The organism is Pararhizobium capsulatum DSM 1112, assembly GCF_030814475.1.
Lineage (GTDB): Bacteria > Pseudomonadota > Alphaproteobacteria > Rhizobiales > Rhizobiaceae > Pararhizobium > Pararhizobium capsulatum.
The window spans coordinates 3,815,001-3,830,588 of sequence record NZ_JAUSVF010000001.1 but is presented as its reverse complement, the minus strand read 5'-3'; the positions used below and the strand labels follow the sequence as shown (position 1 = coordinate 3,830,588).

General features: G+C 58.9%; 10 protein-coding genes (1 of these 10 cut by a window edge). 7 read left to right on the top strand and 3 right to left on the bottom strand.

What is annotated here, in order from left to right:
- Positions 1-118: 118 nt before the first annotated feature.
- From QO002_RS18385 to QO002_RS18375, 3 genes are all read left to right on the top strand, one after another.
- Positions 119-1,372 carry an aspartate kinase gene (locus tag QO002_RS18385; RefSeq protein ID WP_307232279.1) on the top strand — a complete coding sequence of 418 codons (1,254 nt, stop codon included), beginning with the start codon at positions 119-121 and terminating at the stop codon, positions 1,370-1,372.
- Positions 1,373-1,461: 89 nt separating this feature from the next.
- Entirely contained in the window at positions 1,462-3,729 is a 2,268-nt protein-coding gene (gene ptsP / locus QO002_RS18380) for a phosphoenolpyruvate--protein phosphotransferase (RefSeq protein ID WP_307232277.1), read from the top strand.
- A 173-nt stretch (positions 3,730-3,902) separates the two neighbouring features.
- Positions 3,903-4,657 (top strand): IS5 family transposase gene (locus tag QO002_RS18375; protein WP_307232275.1). Its coding sequence is split into 2 segments (ribosomal slippage): positions 3,903-4,236 and positions 4,236-4,657, totalling 756 coding nucleotides; the frame shifts between segments, so codons are not numbered across the junction.
- Between the two features lie 285 nt (positions 4,658-4,942).
- Here QO002_RS18375 and QO002_RS18370 read toward each other — a convergent pair.
- Complete coding sequence (locus QO002_RS18370; protein WP_307232273.1) at positions 4,943-5,977, bottom strand: IS110 family RNA-guided transposase; 1,035 nt, start codon at positions 5,975-5,977, stop codon at positions 4,943-4,945.
- Between the two features lie 205 nt (positions 5,978-6,182).
- Here QO002_RS18370 and prfA point away from each other — a divergent pair, with 205 nt between their 5' ends.
- From prfA to QO002_RS18355, 3 genes are all read left to right on the top strand, one after another.
- Positions 6,183-7,265 (top strand): peptide chain release factor 1, encoded by a 1,083-nt coding sequence (gene prfA / locus QO002_RS18365; RefSeq protein WP_307232271.1) that lies wholly within the window; start codon positions 6,183-6,185, stop codon positions 7,263-7,265.
- Positions 7,262-8,122 carry a peptide chain release factor N(5)-glutamine methyltransferase gene (prmC, locus tag QO002_RS18360; protein ID WP_307232269.1) on the top strand — a complete coding sequence of 287 codons (861 nt, stop codon included), beginning with the start codon at positions 7,262-7,264 and terminating at the stop codon, positions 8,120-8,122. The genes prfA and prmC overlap by 4 nt, the downstream gene beginning before the upstream one ends.
- 351 nt (positions 8,123-8,473) lie before the next feature.
- Positions 8,474-9,256, top strand: a complete 783-nt coding sequence (locus tag QO002_RS18355; RefSeq protein WP_307233500.1) for a DUF4167 domain-containing protein — start codon at positions 8,474-8,476, stop codon at positions 9,254-9,256.
- 402 nt (positions 9,257-9,658) lie between these two features.
- Here QO002_RS18355 and QO002_RS18350 read toward each other — a convergent pair whose 3' ends face one another.
- Positions 9,659-10,690, bottom strand: a complete 1,032-nt coding sequence (locus tag QO002_RS18350) for a calcium-binding protein (RefSeq protein ID WP_307232266.1) — start codon at positions 10,688-10,690, stop codon at positions 9,659-9,661.
- 671 nt (positions 10,691-11,361) lie between these two features.
- On the opposite strand from QO002_RS18350, the gene clpB reads away from it, so the two are divergent.
- On the top strand, positions 11,362-13,965 hold the full coding sequence (clpB, locus tag QO002_RS18345) for an ATP-dependent chaperone ClpB (RefSeq protein WP_307232264.1): 2,604 nt from the start codon (positions 11,362-11,364) through the stop codon (positions 13,963-13,965).
- Between the two features lie 174 nt (positions 13,966-14,139).
- Here clpB and QO002_RS18340 read toward each other — a convergent pair whose 3' ends face one another.
- Positions 14,140-15,588: the 3' portion of a M23 family metallopeptidase gene (locus QO002_RS18340; RefSeq protein WP_307232262.1), read on the bottom strand. Its footprint extends 519 nt past the window's final position; only the last 1,449 of its 1,968 coding nucleotides appear in the window; its start codon lies off the right edge, out of view; the stop codon is at positions 14,140-14,142.

The following is a 15,588-nucleotide window of genomic DNA, read 5'->3' as shown; positions in this document are numbered from 1 at the left end:
AACCTTCCTCAAATTCTCCGCTTTTCTGCCGTTGCACCGGCCTTACAATTTCGCTAAGAGACCGCCAACTTCCTCGCAGGCGCGGGCGCTCGCGCGGCATTTCTACCGGTAGAGGCATATGGCACGCATCGTCATGAAATTCGGCGGGACTTCCGTCGCGGATATGGATCGCATTCGCAACGTCGCCCGCCATGTGAAACGTGAAGTCGATGCCGGCCACGAAGTGGCCGTCGTCGTCTCTGCCATGTCCGGCAAGACCAACGAACTGGTATCATGGACGCGCGATGCTTCCCCGATGCATGACGCTCGCGAGTACGATGCCGTCGTTGCTTCAGGCGAGCAGGTGACGTCCGGTCTGCTGGCGATCGCGCTCCAGCATATCGGCATCAATGCCCGCTCGTGGCAGGGCTGGCAGATCCCGATCCGCACTGACAATGCTCATGGCGCGGCGCGCATCCTCGAAATCGATGGCTCCGACCTGATCCGCCGCTTTGGGGAAGGCCAGGTTGCCGTTATCGCCGGCTTCCAAGGGCTTGGGCCTGACAATCGCATCGCGACACTTGGCCGTGGTGGCTCGGATACGTCGGCAGTCGCGATTGCGGCGGCTGTAAAGGCGGATCGTTGCGATATCTATACCGACGTCGACGGCGTCTACACGACCGATCCGCGCATCGAGCCCAAGGCGCGGCGCCTGAAGAAGGTTGCCTTCGAGGAAATGCTCGAAATGGCGTCGCTCGGCGCCAAGGTTCTGCAGGTCCGCTCGGTCGAACTTGCCATGGTTCACAAGGTTCGCACCTTCGTGCGATCCAGTTTCGTAGACCCCGATGCACCGGGTATGGGTGATCTGCTCAATCCCCCCGGTACGCTGATTTGTGATGAGGAAGAGATCGTGGAACAGGAAGTCGTCACCGGCATCGCCTATGCCAAGGATGAAGCGCAGATTTCGCTGCGGCGCCTCGCTGACCGGCCGGGTGTCTCGGCTGCGATCTTCGGGCCGCTCGCCGAAGCGCATATCAATGTCGACATGATCGTCCAGAACATTTCGGAAGACGGATCCAAGACCGACATGACTTTCACCGTGCCCTCGACCGACGTCGACAAGGCGCTGAAGGTGCTGTCCGATGCCAGGGACAAGATCGGTTTCGACGTCATCCAGAACGAATCGGGCCTGGTGAAGGTTTCGGTCATCGGTATCGGCATGCGCAGCCATGCCGGCGTGGCTGCGTCCGCTTTCCGGGCACTTGCCGAAAAAGGCATCAACATCAAGGCGATCACCACTTCGGAAATCAAGATTTCGATCCTGATCGACGGTCCTTACGCCGAATTGGCGGTTCGCACTTTGCATTCTGTCTACGGTCTCGATAAGAGTTGATCGGAGCGATTGCGAACGGCAGCGGCGAGCCTTGTCGCCGTTGCCCCGTGACTGACATTCGATGACTATTATTCGGGAGACGTTGCGCGATGAGAGACCTCTCTGCGGGTCCACGCGTTCTTCTCAAGCGGCTACGCGAACTGATGGCGGAGCCGCTCGAGCCGCAGGAGCGCCTTGACCAGATCGTTCGCCAGATTGCGCAGAACATGGTCGCGGAAGTGTGCTCCGTTTATGTGTTGCGCTCCGATGGTGTTCTTGAGCTTTATGCAACCGAAGGCCTGAACAAGGACGCCGTGCATCTGGCGCAGCTGCAGATGGGGCAGGGCCTCGTCGGCACGATCGCCGCCTCCGCGCGGCCGCTCAACCTTTCCGACGCGCAGTCGCACCCTGCCTTCACCTATCTGCCGGAGACCGGCGAAGAGATCTATCACTCCTTCCTCGGCGTACCGATCCTGCGCACCGGCCGTTCGCTCGGCGTTCTCGTTGTGCAGAACAAGGCGAGCCGCACCTATCGCGACGACGAGGTCGAGGCGATGGAAACCACGGCGATGGTTCTCGCCGAAATGGTGGCGACCGGCGAGCTGAAGAAGATCACGCGGCCCGGCCTCGAACTCGATCTTTCCCGGCCCGTGACGATCGAGGGCTCGAGCTTTGGCGAAGGCGTCGGGCTCGGTTACGTCGTGCTACACGAACCGCGCATTGTCGTGACCAATCTGCTGAACGACGATACCGAACACGAACTGGGGCGGCTTGCAGAAGCGCTCGGGTCGCTGCGCATTTCCATTGACGACATGCTGTCGCGGCGTGACGTTTCCATGGAAGGCGAGCACCGCGCGGTTCTCGAAGCCTACCGGATGTTTGCCCACGATCGCGGCTGGGTGAGGAAGCTTGAAGAGGCGATCCGCAACGGCCTGACGGCAGAAGCGGCGGTCGAGCGGGTGCAGAGCGAGACCAAGGCGCGGATGATCCGACTTACGGACCCGTATTTGCGCGAACGAATGCATGATTTCGACGATCTGGCGAACCGGCTGCTGCGGCAACTGACGGGCTATGGCGCGAAACTGTCGGCAACGGATTTTCCGGCTGATGCAATCGTCGTGGCGCGCGCCATGGGTGCGGCCGAACTGCTCGATTATCCGCGCGAGAATGTTCGCGGCCTGGTGCTGGAAGAGGGCGCCGTCACCAGCCACGTCGTGATCGTTGCACGCGCCATGGGTATTCCCGTCGTGGGGCAGGCTGCCGGTGTCGTGGCGCTGGCGGAAAATCGCGATGCGATCATCATAGATGGCGACGACGCCAAGGTGCATCTGCGGCCGATGGCCGATCTGCAGCGGGCCTATGAGGAAAAGGTACGGCTGCGTGCCCGCCGTCAGGAACAGTTCCGGGCGCTGCGCGATGTCGAGCCGGTGACCAAGGACGGCAAGCGCATCAGGCTGCAGATGAATGCCGGCCTGCTCGTCGATCTGCCGCAGCTGGCGGAATCGGGTGCCGAAGGCATTGGCCTTTTCCGTACCGAGCTGCAGTTCATGATCGCCTCGACCATGCCGAAGATGGAAGAGCAGGAAGCCTTCTATCGTAATGTAATGAAGCAGGCGGCCGGCAAGCCGGTGACTTTCCGCACGCTCGATATCGGCGGCGACAAGGTGGTGCCCTATTTCCGTGCGGCCGAGGAAGAAAACCCGGCGCTCGGGTGGCGGGCTATCCGCCTTTCACTGGACCGTCCAGGCCTGCTGCGCACCCAGCTGCGTGCCATGCTGCGTGCTTCGGCCGGCGAGGAGCTGAAGCTGATGCTGCCGATGGTGACCGAGGTTTCGGAGCTGCGGCAGGTGCGCGGGTTGCTGCAGAAGGAAATCCAGCGACAGTCGAAATCCGGCGAGCAGCTGCCGCGCAAGCTGCAGTTCGGCGCCATGCTGGAAGTACCCGCGTTGCTCTGGCAACTTGATGAGCTGATGAGCGAAGTCGATTTCGTGTCCGTGGGATCGAACGACCTGTTCCAGTTTACGATGGCTGTGGATCGCGGCAATGCGCGCGTGTCCGATCGTTTCGACGTTCTCGGGCGGCCGTTCCTACGGATGTTGCGTGATATCGTCCGGGCTGGGGATCGCAGCGGGACGAGCGTTACGCTCTGCGGGGAAATGGCGAGCAAGCCCTTGCCGGCCATGGCCTTGCTCGGCATCGGCTTCCGCTCTGTCTCGATGTCGCCGACGGCAGTCGGGCCGGTCAAGGCCATGCTGCTTGCGCTTGATGCGGACAAGCTTGGCGAAATGCTAAATGTCGCGCTGGATGATACCAAGTCACAGCAGCCGGTGCGGGAGTTGCTGACAGCGTTCGCTGCCGAGCACGGCATTCCCGTTTAGAGGATGTCTGGTTCAGATTGAACCAGACATCCTCTAGATTCTTGTGTTTCCGTTTGTCTTTTCGGGAAAACCGGTTCCCACTTTTCCCTGACAAACTCTAGGCTCAGGACCTATTAAATTACTTGCTGTGTCTTCCACTGTTTGATTCACTGGGATCGAAGGGAGATGCTTTGATGAGTGACTTGATGCTTTTGTCGGAGGCGCAGATGCGCCGGATCGAGCCCTATTTCCCGCTGTCGCACGGGGTGCCACGTGTCGATGACCGGTTGATTTTGAGCGGCATTATCTTTGTCTTGCGCAATGGGTTGCGGTGGCGCGACGCGCCCAGGGAATACGGGCCACACAAGACGATCTATAATCGCTTCATCCGCTGGAGCAGGCTCGGTGTGTTCAACCGGATTTTGGCCGAACTGACGGCCAAACGCGGCAAGCCGGAGCAGTTGATGATCGACGCCACCCATCTGAAAGCACATCGCACTGCAGCCAGCCTGCTAAAAAAGGGGATGTTCCCAGACGTATCGGACGCACCAAAGGTGGCCTGAACTCCAAACTGCACGCGGTTTGCGATGGTCACGGCCGACCCCTGATCCTGCTGTTGAGCGAGGGCCAGATGAGCGATTACAAAGGTGCCGCTCGCATGATCGAGGCCTTTCCTAAAGCCAAGACGTTGCTCGCCGACAAGGGCTATGATGCCGACTGGTTCCGAGATGCCTTGGCGGAGCGCAAAATCATTGCCTGTATTCCTTCGAGGGCAAACCGCAAGGTAGCGATCCCTCATGATCCGGTGCTCTACAAAAAGCACCACAAGATTGAAAACATGTTTGGCAGGCTCAAGGACTGGCGGCGAATTCACACCAGATACGACCGCTGCGCACACACATTCTTCTCAAGCATATGCATCGCCGCAGCCGTTATCTTCTGGCTCTGATTTAACGAGTCCTTCTCTATTCGGCGTGTCGACGTCAAGCGCTTTCGAACTTTCCGATATTGCCAGTGGAAAAGTCTTTCGCGGGTCTCGCTTCTCTCCGGGATGAGCACTTTGGCTCTCCCATGATGGGATCAGAAGGATAAGGCGGAACAATCTGACCCACGTCCTGATCCTGTTATGTGGATCGGTACTGGACTCATTGCGAACTCGTCTTATCCATCGTCCCGCGAAGGACGTTTCGCCGCCCAGCAGGCGGAACTTGGTTACCCCTTTGGGGCAGAATACTTAGGTTGCCGTCGCCATCTCCTTCGTCCAACGGAACTCCGAGCCATCACTCCACATCCGATGCATGATCACTGACAGTCTTCGCGCCAAGGCGACGACGGCTCTCTGCAAGCCTCGGCGTTTGGCGATATTCATCGCCCAGGCTTTCAGCCACGACCATTTCTGCACCCGTGTCAGCAGCGATTGCGCGGCTTCATAGAGCAGCGTTCTCATCATAGCGTCACCGCAGCGCGAGATGCGCCCGACACGATCGCTTTCGCCCGATTGATGGAGGCGAGGCGTCAATCCCAGCGCGGGACCGACGGCCTTGGAGTTCCTGAAGCGGGCCGGAACATCGATGGTGCTGGTGTAGGCCAGCGCGACCACTGGACCGACACCGGGAATCGTCATCAGCCGTTGGCAAGCGGTGTCGTCCCGAACAACCGCCAGCAACTGACGATGCAAGGTTATGAACGTCTCACGCAGCTTTTTCCGAACGGTCAGCAGTGGCTCCATGATGCTGGCCAGGTCCGGCATGTCTTCGATCAGCTCGCGGATACGTACCTCGAAGCCGGCGGCGCTGACGACGCCGACCTTGAGCCCAAAATTGCGCAGCATCCCCCTAATGTCATTCTCGATAGCAATAGCCTTTTCCTGCACCAGCTTGCGGGCCGTCAGCAACGCCCGTCGCTTCTGGCTGGTCAGGGTCTTCACGTGAACGGGACGAAACAAATTGACCCGCATCATCTGCGCGATACCGCGCGCATCGTTACGATCCGTCTTGTTGATCTGGGCCTTGAGAAAGGCCTTGGTGTGGCGGGTCTCTATACAAATGGTAGGCAGCCCAGCTTCCACCATCCCGCTAAACAGCCACTGTGACAATGGTCCCGCTTCGAGGCCAATCCGAACGAACTGCAAAGCAGGATCACCCAATATTCGTATCAAATCTTCCGGATGGCTTGGGACTTTTAGCTCTCGGAGCACCGCGCCCGCTTCATCCAAGATGCATATAGAGGTCTCTTTGAGAGAGACGTCCAAACCCGCATAATACTTCATGCTGCGCTTCCCTTCTGATGTTTGTGGCTGTTAGAGAACAGACTACGTTTATCATCAGCACGAAGCGCAGCACCTCCTATCCAAAATCCTCGAAGATGGGCTCAAGCCGAATACCCCATCTGACCCTAGATAAATATGCTTGCATCGTGTTCTGCCTGGCGTATAGCCGGGCACGACTTTGCATTGCCCATTTTCGGAGTTTCCGTTGGCTACCCTTCCTGTCGAAAAAATGCGCGAGCTGGAGCGGCGTTTTGCGGAGATCGAAGCGCGCATGGCCGAAGGGCCGGCGGCGGATGTCTATGTGAAGCTTGCTTCCGAATATTCCGAGCTTCAGCCGGTCGTGACCAAGATCCGGGCCTATGAGAAGGCGCAGAGCGAGCTTGCCGATGTCGAGGCGCTGCTTGCCGACAAATCGACCGATCGCGAGATGCGCGATCTAGCGGACATGGAGAAGCCGGAAATCCAGGAGCGGATCGAGGCGCTGGAAAAGGATATGCAAATCCTGCTCCTGCCGAAGGATGCTGCCGACGAGAAGAGCGCGATCCTGGAAATCCGCGCCGGCACCGGTGGCTCGGAAGCGGCGCTTTTCGCAGGTGATCTGTTTCGCATGTATGAGCGCTATGCCGCCGACAAGGGCTGGAAGGTGGAAGTGCTCTCCGCCAGCGAAGGCGATGCCGGCGGGTTCAAGGAAATCATTGCCAACGTCACCGGGCGGGGCGTGTTTTCCAAGCTGAAGTTCGAATCCGGGGTTCACCGGGTGCAGCGTGTGCCGGATACGGAAACACAGGGACGTATCCATACGTCTGCGGCGACGGTTGCCGTGCTGCCCGAGGCCGAGGATATCGACATCGAGGTTCGCAACGAGGATATCCGCATCGATACGATGCGCTCTTCTGGCGCTGGCGGCCAGCACGTCAACACGACGGACTCGGCGGTGCGCATCACCCATCTGCCGACCGGCATCGTCGTTACCAGCTCCGAGAAATCGCAGCACCAGAACCGCGCCAAGGCGATGCAGGTTCTGCGCTCGCGGCTTTATGACATGGAGCGCCAGAAAGCCGACAGAGAACGTTCGGCATCACGCAAGAGCCAAGTGGGTTCGGGAGATCGTTCGGAACGCATCCGCACCTATAATTTCCCGCAGGGTCGGGTGACCGACCATCGCATCAACCTGACGCTCTACAAGATCGACCGGATGATGATGGGCGAGATCGACGAGGTGGTGGATGCGCTGCTGGCCGACTACCAGGCCGATCAACTGGCGCAGCTGGGCGAGATCAAGGGATGAGCGACACGCGCGACAGCCTGCTGGCTGAGGCGAAGAAACGCTTCTTGGAGGCTCATATCGGCGAAGCGGCGCTGGATGCACGGGTGCTGGTTTCGGGTCTGCTCGAACTTTCAGCGACCGATCTGATGCTGCGCGGCGATGCGGTGGTTTCGCCTGAAGACGCTCAGGGAGTGCGCGCCGCGATCGAGCGACGAGCGGCGCATGAGCCGGTCTACCGCATTCTCGGCCAGCGCGAGTTTTACGGGCTGACCCTCAGGATGTCGGCAGCGACGCTGGAGCCGCGGCCGGATTCCGAAATGATCGTTGAGGGGCTTGTGCCGTTTGCCCGCCGGATACTGGCGGAAAAGGGCGAATGCCGGGTCATCGATCTTGGCACCGGAACCGGGGCGATCTGTCTTGGTCTTCTCAGCGCTGTCGAGGGCGCCACCGGCGTTGGCACCGATATTTCCGCTGCCGCTCTTGAAACGGCGCAGGGCAACGCCGATTCGAATGGTCTGGGTCCACGGTTTAGGGCCGTGGTGAGCGACTGGTTCGACGATGTCGATGGACGCTTCGATATCATTGTTTCCAACCCGCCTTATATTCGCAGCGACGTTGTTCTATCGCTTGCGCCGGAAGTGCGTGATCACGATCCGGCAATAGCACTTGATGGCGGGGCGGACGGGCTGGATGCCTACCGTGCGATTGCCGCCAAGGCCTTGAGCCACCTGAATCCGGACGGGATCGTCGGCGTCGAAATCGGCTATGACCAGCTTGCAACCGTGGGGGCCGTTTTCGAAAAACAGGGCTTCGTGGTTCTGGAGCGGATAAAGGATCTCGGCGGAAACGACCGGGCAATCGTTTTTGCCGCTCAGTGATGCAACACAGCCGCAAAAAATTGCCAAAAGAGGGGTTGTTCCGTTCGCAGTTGCAAAGAAAAGGCTTGGAATCAGCAGGGAAGCCAGCTAGGTTGCGGATACGCACTGGGCAGAAGGTCACCGACCGAAATTCGTTCCGGTTTGACCGAGCCGCAGGGATTACTCTCAAAAAAAGAGTTGCTAGGGTTCGACAGTGCCTTGTGCGGGTACCTGTTATTTTGACTTAACCAGCGACGTCACCGCCATGAAGCGGTTGGTTCGCGGCGCGTGCTTGCTTGATCCGGAATAACCCGATCGAGCCACGAAGCCACAAGATCATCACTTACCAAGAGAATTCGGGTGAACAATACGATGAGGCCAGGACAGCAAAACAAGCGCGGCCGTGGGCGTAACAACAATAACAGCAGCAGCAACAATGGCGGCGGCGGCGGTGGTGGCAATAACAACCATAACCGCAAAGGCCAGAACCCGCTGACGCGCACCTATGACAGCTCCGGTCCGGATGTAAAGATCCGTGGAACCGCGCAGCATATCGCCGAAAAATATGGAAACCTGGCCCGTGATGCACAGAGCTCCGGCGACCGAGTGATAGCTGAAAACTATCTCCAGCACGCGGAACACTACAACCGCATCATTGCTGCCGCGCAGGCGCAGATGCAGGAACGCTACCAGCGCGACGAGCGCAGTTTCGACGAGCGTGACGGCTCCGATCGTGACCAGAACGATCAGGACGATATGGATCAGGGTTATGCCGAAGAGGCGCCTGCCGTTGTCCAGCATGTACAGTCTCAGCCGGTACAGGCTCAGCCAATACAGAGTGAACGGGCACAGAGTGAACGGGCACAGCCTCAACCGGTACAGGCCAGAAGGCCACCGAGACCTCAGCCCCAGCCGCAGCAACAACCCCAACCCGTCATGGACGGCTCCGGCCCACAGCCGGTAATCGAGGGTGTTCCGGCTGAAGTGTCTCTCGAGGAAGAAGAAGGCGCTGCACCCGCCGGCCGGGCGCCGTCCCGTCGCCGCGGAACACCGCGTCCCCGTCGCCAGCCGCGTCGCGGCGATGCCACGGCGGAAGAGGGTGCGCCTGCGCCTACGGGCGGTGAAGCACCGGCTTTGGTGGAAGTTTCGGAGTAGGACCTTTAAGGCACAGATTCTGGAAAGCCCGGACATTGTTCCGGGCTTTTTGCGTTCTGGAGGGTACGTTGCAGGGAGAGGGAAGATAGCTGTCCGCTTATCGTTGAATTTGATGGTCCACCTCTTCTGTGAGGGAGTGGAGATCAGTTGACCTTTGGAGTTTGTCAGGGAAAAGTGGAAACCGGTTTTCCCGAAAAGACAAACGGAAACAAAAGAAGCGAGAGGATGTCCGGTTCAATCTAAACCAGACATCCTCTCGCGGGACCGGTGCGCCGTCCCATATCAACGGCGCCGCTTTCATCCGCGCGGCAACAAAAAGGGGCTCCCCTAGGACGGTAACCACGGGCTAACGGTTCCATTTGCAAGGGGAAGCCCTATTGACCTTCAGATGGTAATCCCGCGTCAAATAATGATGAAATCCGCGCTGGTTATTGCGGGCTTGGTTACGAGCGTTGCGAAATGCACGCTGTCGTATGAACTCCCCGTACCGTCTCGATCATAGAAGATTTTGCCAGTGTCAGTTTCGTAGATGATCCGATCCGTGGAGTCCCCGGTCAAGCCTGTTCCGTTGGCGCGAAATGCAGCTGCCGACAGAGTGCCCAGTGTGGTGAGAGCCGTGAATATCCCGTTTTCCAATTGGATAGTATCATCGACAGCCTTGAAATCCGTAATCTTGTCGACATTCGTTGCAGGGGCGAGCGTCGTGTGAAAAATGAACGTGTCTTTCCCGCTTCCTCCGGTCAATGTGTCATTGCCACCATAGCCTCGGATGGTATCGTTGCCGCCGCTGCCACTGATGGCGTTCGCTATCGAGTTGCCGGAAAGCGCGTCATTGTAGACAGAGCCGTAAATGTTCTCGATGGAAACGAACGTGTCGCCGGCTGCGTCGCCTTTATTTGAAGCCGGGGACGTGAGGCTGACAGTCACCGCAGACTTCGCATATGAATACGTTGCCGTGTCGGTGCCAGCACCGCCATTCAGTTTATCAGCCCCGCCGCCGCCGCCCAGCGTATCGCCCCCTTCGCCGCCGAGGAGCGTATTGTTCCCAGCACCGCTATAAAGCCGGTCTGCTCCGGCTCCTCCGTCGATGCTTCCGGATATGGTGTCCAGTTTTCCGTCATAGAGGTCATCGCCGCCGCCAAAATCAATGGCACCGATCATTTTACCATTGTTGGTGATCTGATCTTTCGCGACCGTCGCAGCGGTGCCCTGCTGGAAAGAAAAGTTACCACCTTTGATGGTTCCGGTGTTGATGACGCGGATCGTTTCGGAACCGGAATTGCGTAATATACCGACCTCTGTCCCTTCGATGGTGCCGTTGTTGAAGACATCGGCGACTTTTGTGGGATCGGTACTGTTATTAAAGTAAATCGCTGCAGGTCCGCCCCCGAAAATATAGCCGTCATTTGTAATGGTGGTATCAGACGTCCCCATTATTATTCCCATGAGGCTGAAGGATCGGATCATCCCGGTGCTACCAACCTTGACTGACGCACCACCACCAGCTCCGTATAAAAACACGCCATAGTAAGTGCCGGTCGCAATTGTTCCGTCAACGATCAGTTGCTGGTCCGCCGCAGACCGTACAATCCGCCAAAAACGATGGGCCTTGCAATATAGAAATTATCTGCCCCCATTGATGTACTTGCGTTGGAGTTTGCGATTGGAATCGTCCAGGCCATAGCTTTCTCTCCAACAGTATCTGAATTGAAATGGGGAAAGCCTACACCTGCAGGTAAATCATGCAAATTGAATTTAGCACATCGTCATGGACGTGACTGTCTGACAGAGACGATGTTTCAACGGCATGGCTCAGGAAGAAAGGTGATCGCGTTTGTGAAGTTGCTGTTTTAGAAACAATCCCCATCAACAAAAGGGTGACAAGGTGCGACTCGTGGCGCCAGCTTTCATTTGCTCACGATTTCGTTACCCGACACTCATATCGACCCTTTAATTTCTTCCATCACCTCCCATATTCCCATCAAGCGGTTGATCTCGCACAATGCGGGCGCCAGCCGATATGACAGGCTTGCCTTTTCAGGGAGCCTGATCCTGAACCATCGGATAGCGCCGTATCAGGGCTTTCCGGTCCATGGAGGTAAAGTATGAATATCGAAAAATATTCCGAGCGCGTTCGCGGTTTTCTGCAGTCTGCGCAAACCAATGCGCTTTCGCAGGGCAACCCGCAGTTTACGGCTGAACACGTTCTGAAAGTCCTGCTCGATGACGAGCAGGGTATGGCGTCTTCGCTGATCGAACGGGCGGGCGGCGATCCGAAGGCGGCGCGCGTGGCAAACGATCTTGCGCTTTCCAAGCTGCCGAAGGTGACGGGCTCAAACGGCTCGATCTCGCTGGCACAGCCTCTGGCCAAGGTTTTCACCACTGCGGAAGAGGCGGCGAAGAAGGCGGGCGACAGCTTTGTCACCGTCGAGCGGCTTTTGCTGGCACTCGCGGTCGAAAGCTCTGCGCCGACGGCGAAGATCCTGTCGCAGGCCGGCGTGACGCCGACCAAGCTTAATCAGGCCATCAACGAAATCCGTAAGGGCCGAACCGCCGACAGCGCCAATGCCGAAGCCGGCTTCGACGCGCTGAAGAAATATGCGCGTGACCTGACGGCGGATGCCCGCGACGGCAAGCTCGATCCGGTGATCGGTCGTGACGACGAAATTCGCCGCACGATCCAGGTTCTGTCGCGCCGCACCAAGAACAACCCGGTCCTGATCGGTGAGCCCGGCGTCGGCAAGACGGCGATCGCCGAAGGCCTGGCTTTGCGCATCGTCAATGGCGATGTGCCGGAAAGCCTCAAGGACAAAAAGCTGATGGCGCTCGACATGGGCGCGCTGATTGCCGGTGCGAAATATCGCGGTGAATTCGAAGAACGGCTGAAGGCCATTCTCAACGAAGTGCAGGCGGAAGCCGGCGAGATCATCCTGTTCATCGACGAGATGCACACGCTGGTCGGTGCCGGCAAGGCGGATGGAGCGATGGATGCGTCCAACCTCCTGAAGCCCGCGCTTGCCCGCGGCGAATTGCACTGCGTCGGTGCGACCACGCTTGAGGAATATCGCAAGCATGTCGAAAAGGATGCAGCCCTTGCCCGGCGTTTCCAGCCGGTCATGGTCGAGGAGCCGACGGTCGAGGATACGATCTCTATCCTGCGCGGCCTGAAGGAAAAATACGAGCAGCATCACAAGGTCCGGATCTCCGACTCGGCCCTGGTTGCGGCTGCGACGCTTTCCAACCGCTACATCACGGACCGGTTTCTGCCGGACAAGGCAATCGACCTGATGGACGAGGCTGCTTCGCGGCTGCGCATGCAGGTGGATTCGAAGCCCGAAGAGCTTGACGAGCTCGATCGCCGTATCATGCAGCTGAAGATTGAGCGCGAGGCCCTTAAGAAGGAAACCGACCGGGCGTCCCGGGATCGTCTCGAAAAGCTCGAACTCGACCTCGTGTCGATCGAGGAAGAAGCCGATGCGCTGACGGCGCGCTGGCAGGCGGAAAAGCAGAAGCTCGGCCTTGCCGCAGACCTGAAGAAGCAGCTGGACGACGCCCGCAACGAACTGGCGATCGCGCAGCGCAAGGGCGAATTCCAGCGGGCAGGGGAACTTGCCTATGGCGAGATCCCGAAGCTTGAGAAGGAACTGGTCGAGGCCGAAGCTCAGGACGCTTCTATCGATTCCATGGTGCAGGAAGTCGTAACGCCGGACAACATCGCCCATATCGTTTCCCGCTGGACCGGCATTCCGGTCGACAAGATGCTGGAAGGCGAACGCGACAAGCTGCTTCGGATGGAAGACGAACTTGCCAAGTGGGTCGTGGGGCAGGGTGATGCCGTTCAGGCCGTGTCGCGTGCAGTTCGCCGCTCGCGTGCCGGCCTGCAGGATCCAAACCGTCCGATCGGTTCGTTTATCTTCCTCGGCCCGACCGGCGTTGGCAAGACGGAGTTGACCAAGGCGCTCGCTCGCTTCCTGTTCGACGATGATACCGCGCTGGTGCGCATGGATATGTCAGAGTACATGGAGAAGCACTCCGTGGCCCGGTTGATCGGGGCACCTCCGGGCTATGTCGGCTATGAGGAAGGTGGCGCACTGACGGAAGCCGTTCGGCGTCGGCCCTATCAGGTCGTGCTGTTCGACGAGATCGAGAAGGCGCATCCGGACGTGTTCAACGTTCTCTTGCAGGTTCTCGACGATGGTCGCCTGACCGATGGCCAGGGCCGCACCGTCGACTTCCGCAACACGATGATCATCATGACCTCCAACCTCGGGGCGGAGTATCTGACCCAGCTTGGCGAGAACGACGACAGCGACGTGGTGCGCGACCAGGTGATGGATGTGGTGCGCGGTCATTTCCGCCCCGAATTCCTGAACCGCGTCGATGAGATCATCCTGTTTCACCGCCTGAAGCGGAACGAAATGGGCACGATCGTCGAAATCCAGCTGGAACGGCTGCGCAAGCTTTTGGCCGACCGCAAACTCTCGATCGAGCTGGATGGGGATGCCCGCATCTTCCTGGCCGACAGGGGTTACGACCCGGCCTACGGCGCGCGGCCGCTGAAGCGGGCGATCCAGAAGTATCTGCAGGATCCGCTTGCGGAGAAAATCCTGCAGGGCGAGTTCCCGGATGGCTCGGTCATCAAGGTTCTCTCCGGTTCGGACCGGTTGAACTTCAAGCGGCGGGACGATGCTGCGAAAGCAGCGGCGTAAGAGGTCGAACTGAAAAGGGCTGCTCGAAAGAGCGGCCCTTTTGCTTAGAGAATGTCCGGTTCAGATTGAACCAGGACATTCCCTAGATTATTTTGTTTTCGTTTGTTTTTTCGGGAAGACCGGTTTCCACTTTTCCCTGACAAACTCTAGGATGCGACACACCCGAGCGGCGTATTACTGAACAGCCGCGACTTCGCTGCTGCCGTTGTCCTTGCTCAGAAGTTCGTCGATGCGGCTGCGCTCTTTCTCGAACTGGGCAAGCGCGCCACCGTCCAGCGTCTTGCCGCCCGGCAGGCGGATGCGCAACGGGTCGACGCGGTTTCCGTTGACGATCAACTCGTAGTGGAGGTGTGGGCCGGTGGAAAGACCTGTTGTGCCGACCCAGCCGATGACCTGTCCCTGGACCACTTTGGAGCCGACTTTCACGCCCTTGGCTATAGCGCTCTGGTGGTTGTAGGACGAAACATAGCCATTGGCATGGCGAATCAGGGTCTGGTTTCCGTAGCCGCCGGAATCCCAGCCGGCCTTTTCGACCGTGCCATTGCCGGCCGCGATGATCGGCGTGCCGCGTGGTGCTGCCCAGTCGACGCCGGTATGCATGCGCGAAAAGCCGAGGATCGGGTGGCGACGCATGCCGAAGCCGGAACGGAAAGTGCCGTTCGGGACCGGGTTGCGCAACAGGAACTGGCGGATGCTCTTGCCCTTGTCATCATAATAATCGACTGAGTTATCGTCTGGGTCCTGGAAACGATAAAAGCGGGTCTGGGTGTCGCCAAATCTGGCGTTGACGTAGAGAAGTTCCGAATTCTCGGTTGCCTGACCGCTTTCGTCAGCGACCGAGAAGAAGGCTTCGAGGCTATCCGTCGGCTTCAGCTGCGCCTGGAAATCGACATTGCTCGCCAGAAGCCGGATGACCTGGGCGACCATGCTCGAATTCATGCCATAGGAAAGGGCTGCGCGGTACACGCCGTCGTAGACGCGAGGCAGGTCACGGCCGGCATTGACGACCGGCATGCCGTTGTCTTCAAAGGCGGTGGCGACCGCAGCAAGCGGAGCCGGCTCATAGGCTTTCACGAAATTGCCGCTATCATCCAGCGCCATGGTGAAAACATGGGCGCCGCGGGAGTAGACGGTGGCGCGAACGACCTTGGCCTGGCCGTTCTCACCCTTCTGGATGATACCGATGCGAAGGACATCACCCTCCTGCAACTCCGGCTCGTTGAGAGCGGGGCGCAGATAGCCGGCGATATCCTCGGCCTGCGCCTTGGCATAACCGGCATTGATCATGACGGCTGCAATCGGGGTGGCGCGGCGCACGGGAATGACGTCGTCGGCGAATTCCGCACTCTGGTCCGTGATGCTCTCGGATGGCGAAACGGACATGTTCTCCTCGACCACGCGGGCAGACAGGCCCTGGAGCAGGTCGAGATCGGATGCTTCCGAGGCAAACCGCCGGGGATCAACGTAGAAGAGAGAGGCAAGCTGCGTGCTGCCGTCGGTCAGGATAGAACCGTTGGTGCGGACGTTTTCTTCCACCTCATCCAGAGACATGGACGGAGCAAAGGTCAGTTTGGATCCCTTGAGCGGGAAGTCGAGGCTCTTTAGCGCAACTTCGGACTCGAC

Bases quoted from the DNA above. Each gene is read 5' to 3' on its own strand.
- QO002_RS18385 (WP_307232279.1), top strand. From the start codon at position 119: ATGGCACGCATCGTCATGAAATTCGGCGGGACTTCCGTCGCGGATATG.
- ptsP (WP_307232277.1), top strand. From the start codon at position 1,462: ATGAGAGACCTCTCTGCGGGTCCACGCGTTCTTCTCAAGCGGCTACGC.
- QO002_RS18370 (WP_307232273.1), bottom strand. From the start codon at position 5,977: ATGAAGTATTATGCGGGTTTGGACGTCTCTCTCAAAGAGACCTCTATA.
- prmC (WP_307232269.1), top strand. From the start codon at position 7,262: ATGAGCGACACGCGCGACAGCCTGCTGGCTGAGGCGAAGAAACGCTTC.
- QO002_RS18355 (WP_307233500.1), top strand. From the start codon at position 8,474: ATGAGGCCAGGACAGCAAAACAAGCGCGGCCGTGGGCGTAACAACAAT.
- QO002_RS18350 (WP_307232266.1), bottom strand. From the start codon at position 10,690: ATGGGGACGTCTGATACCACCATTACAAATGACGGCTATATTTTCGGG.
- clpB (WP_307232264.1), top strand. From the start codon at position 11,362: ATGAATATCGAAAAATATTCCGAGCGCGTTCGCGGTTTTCTGCAGTCT.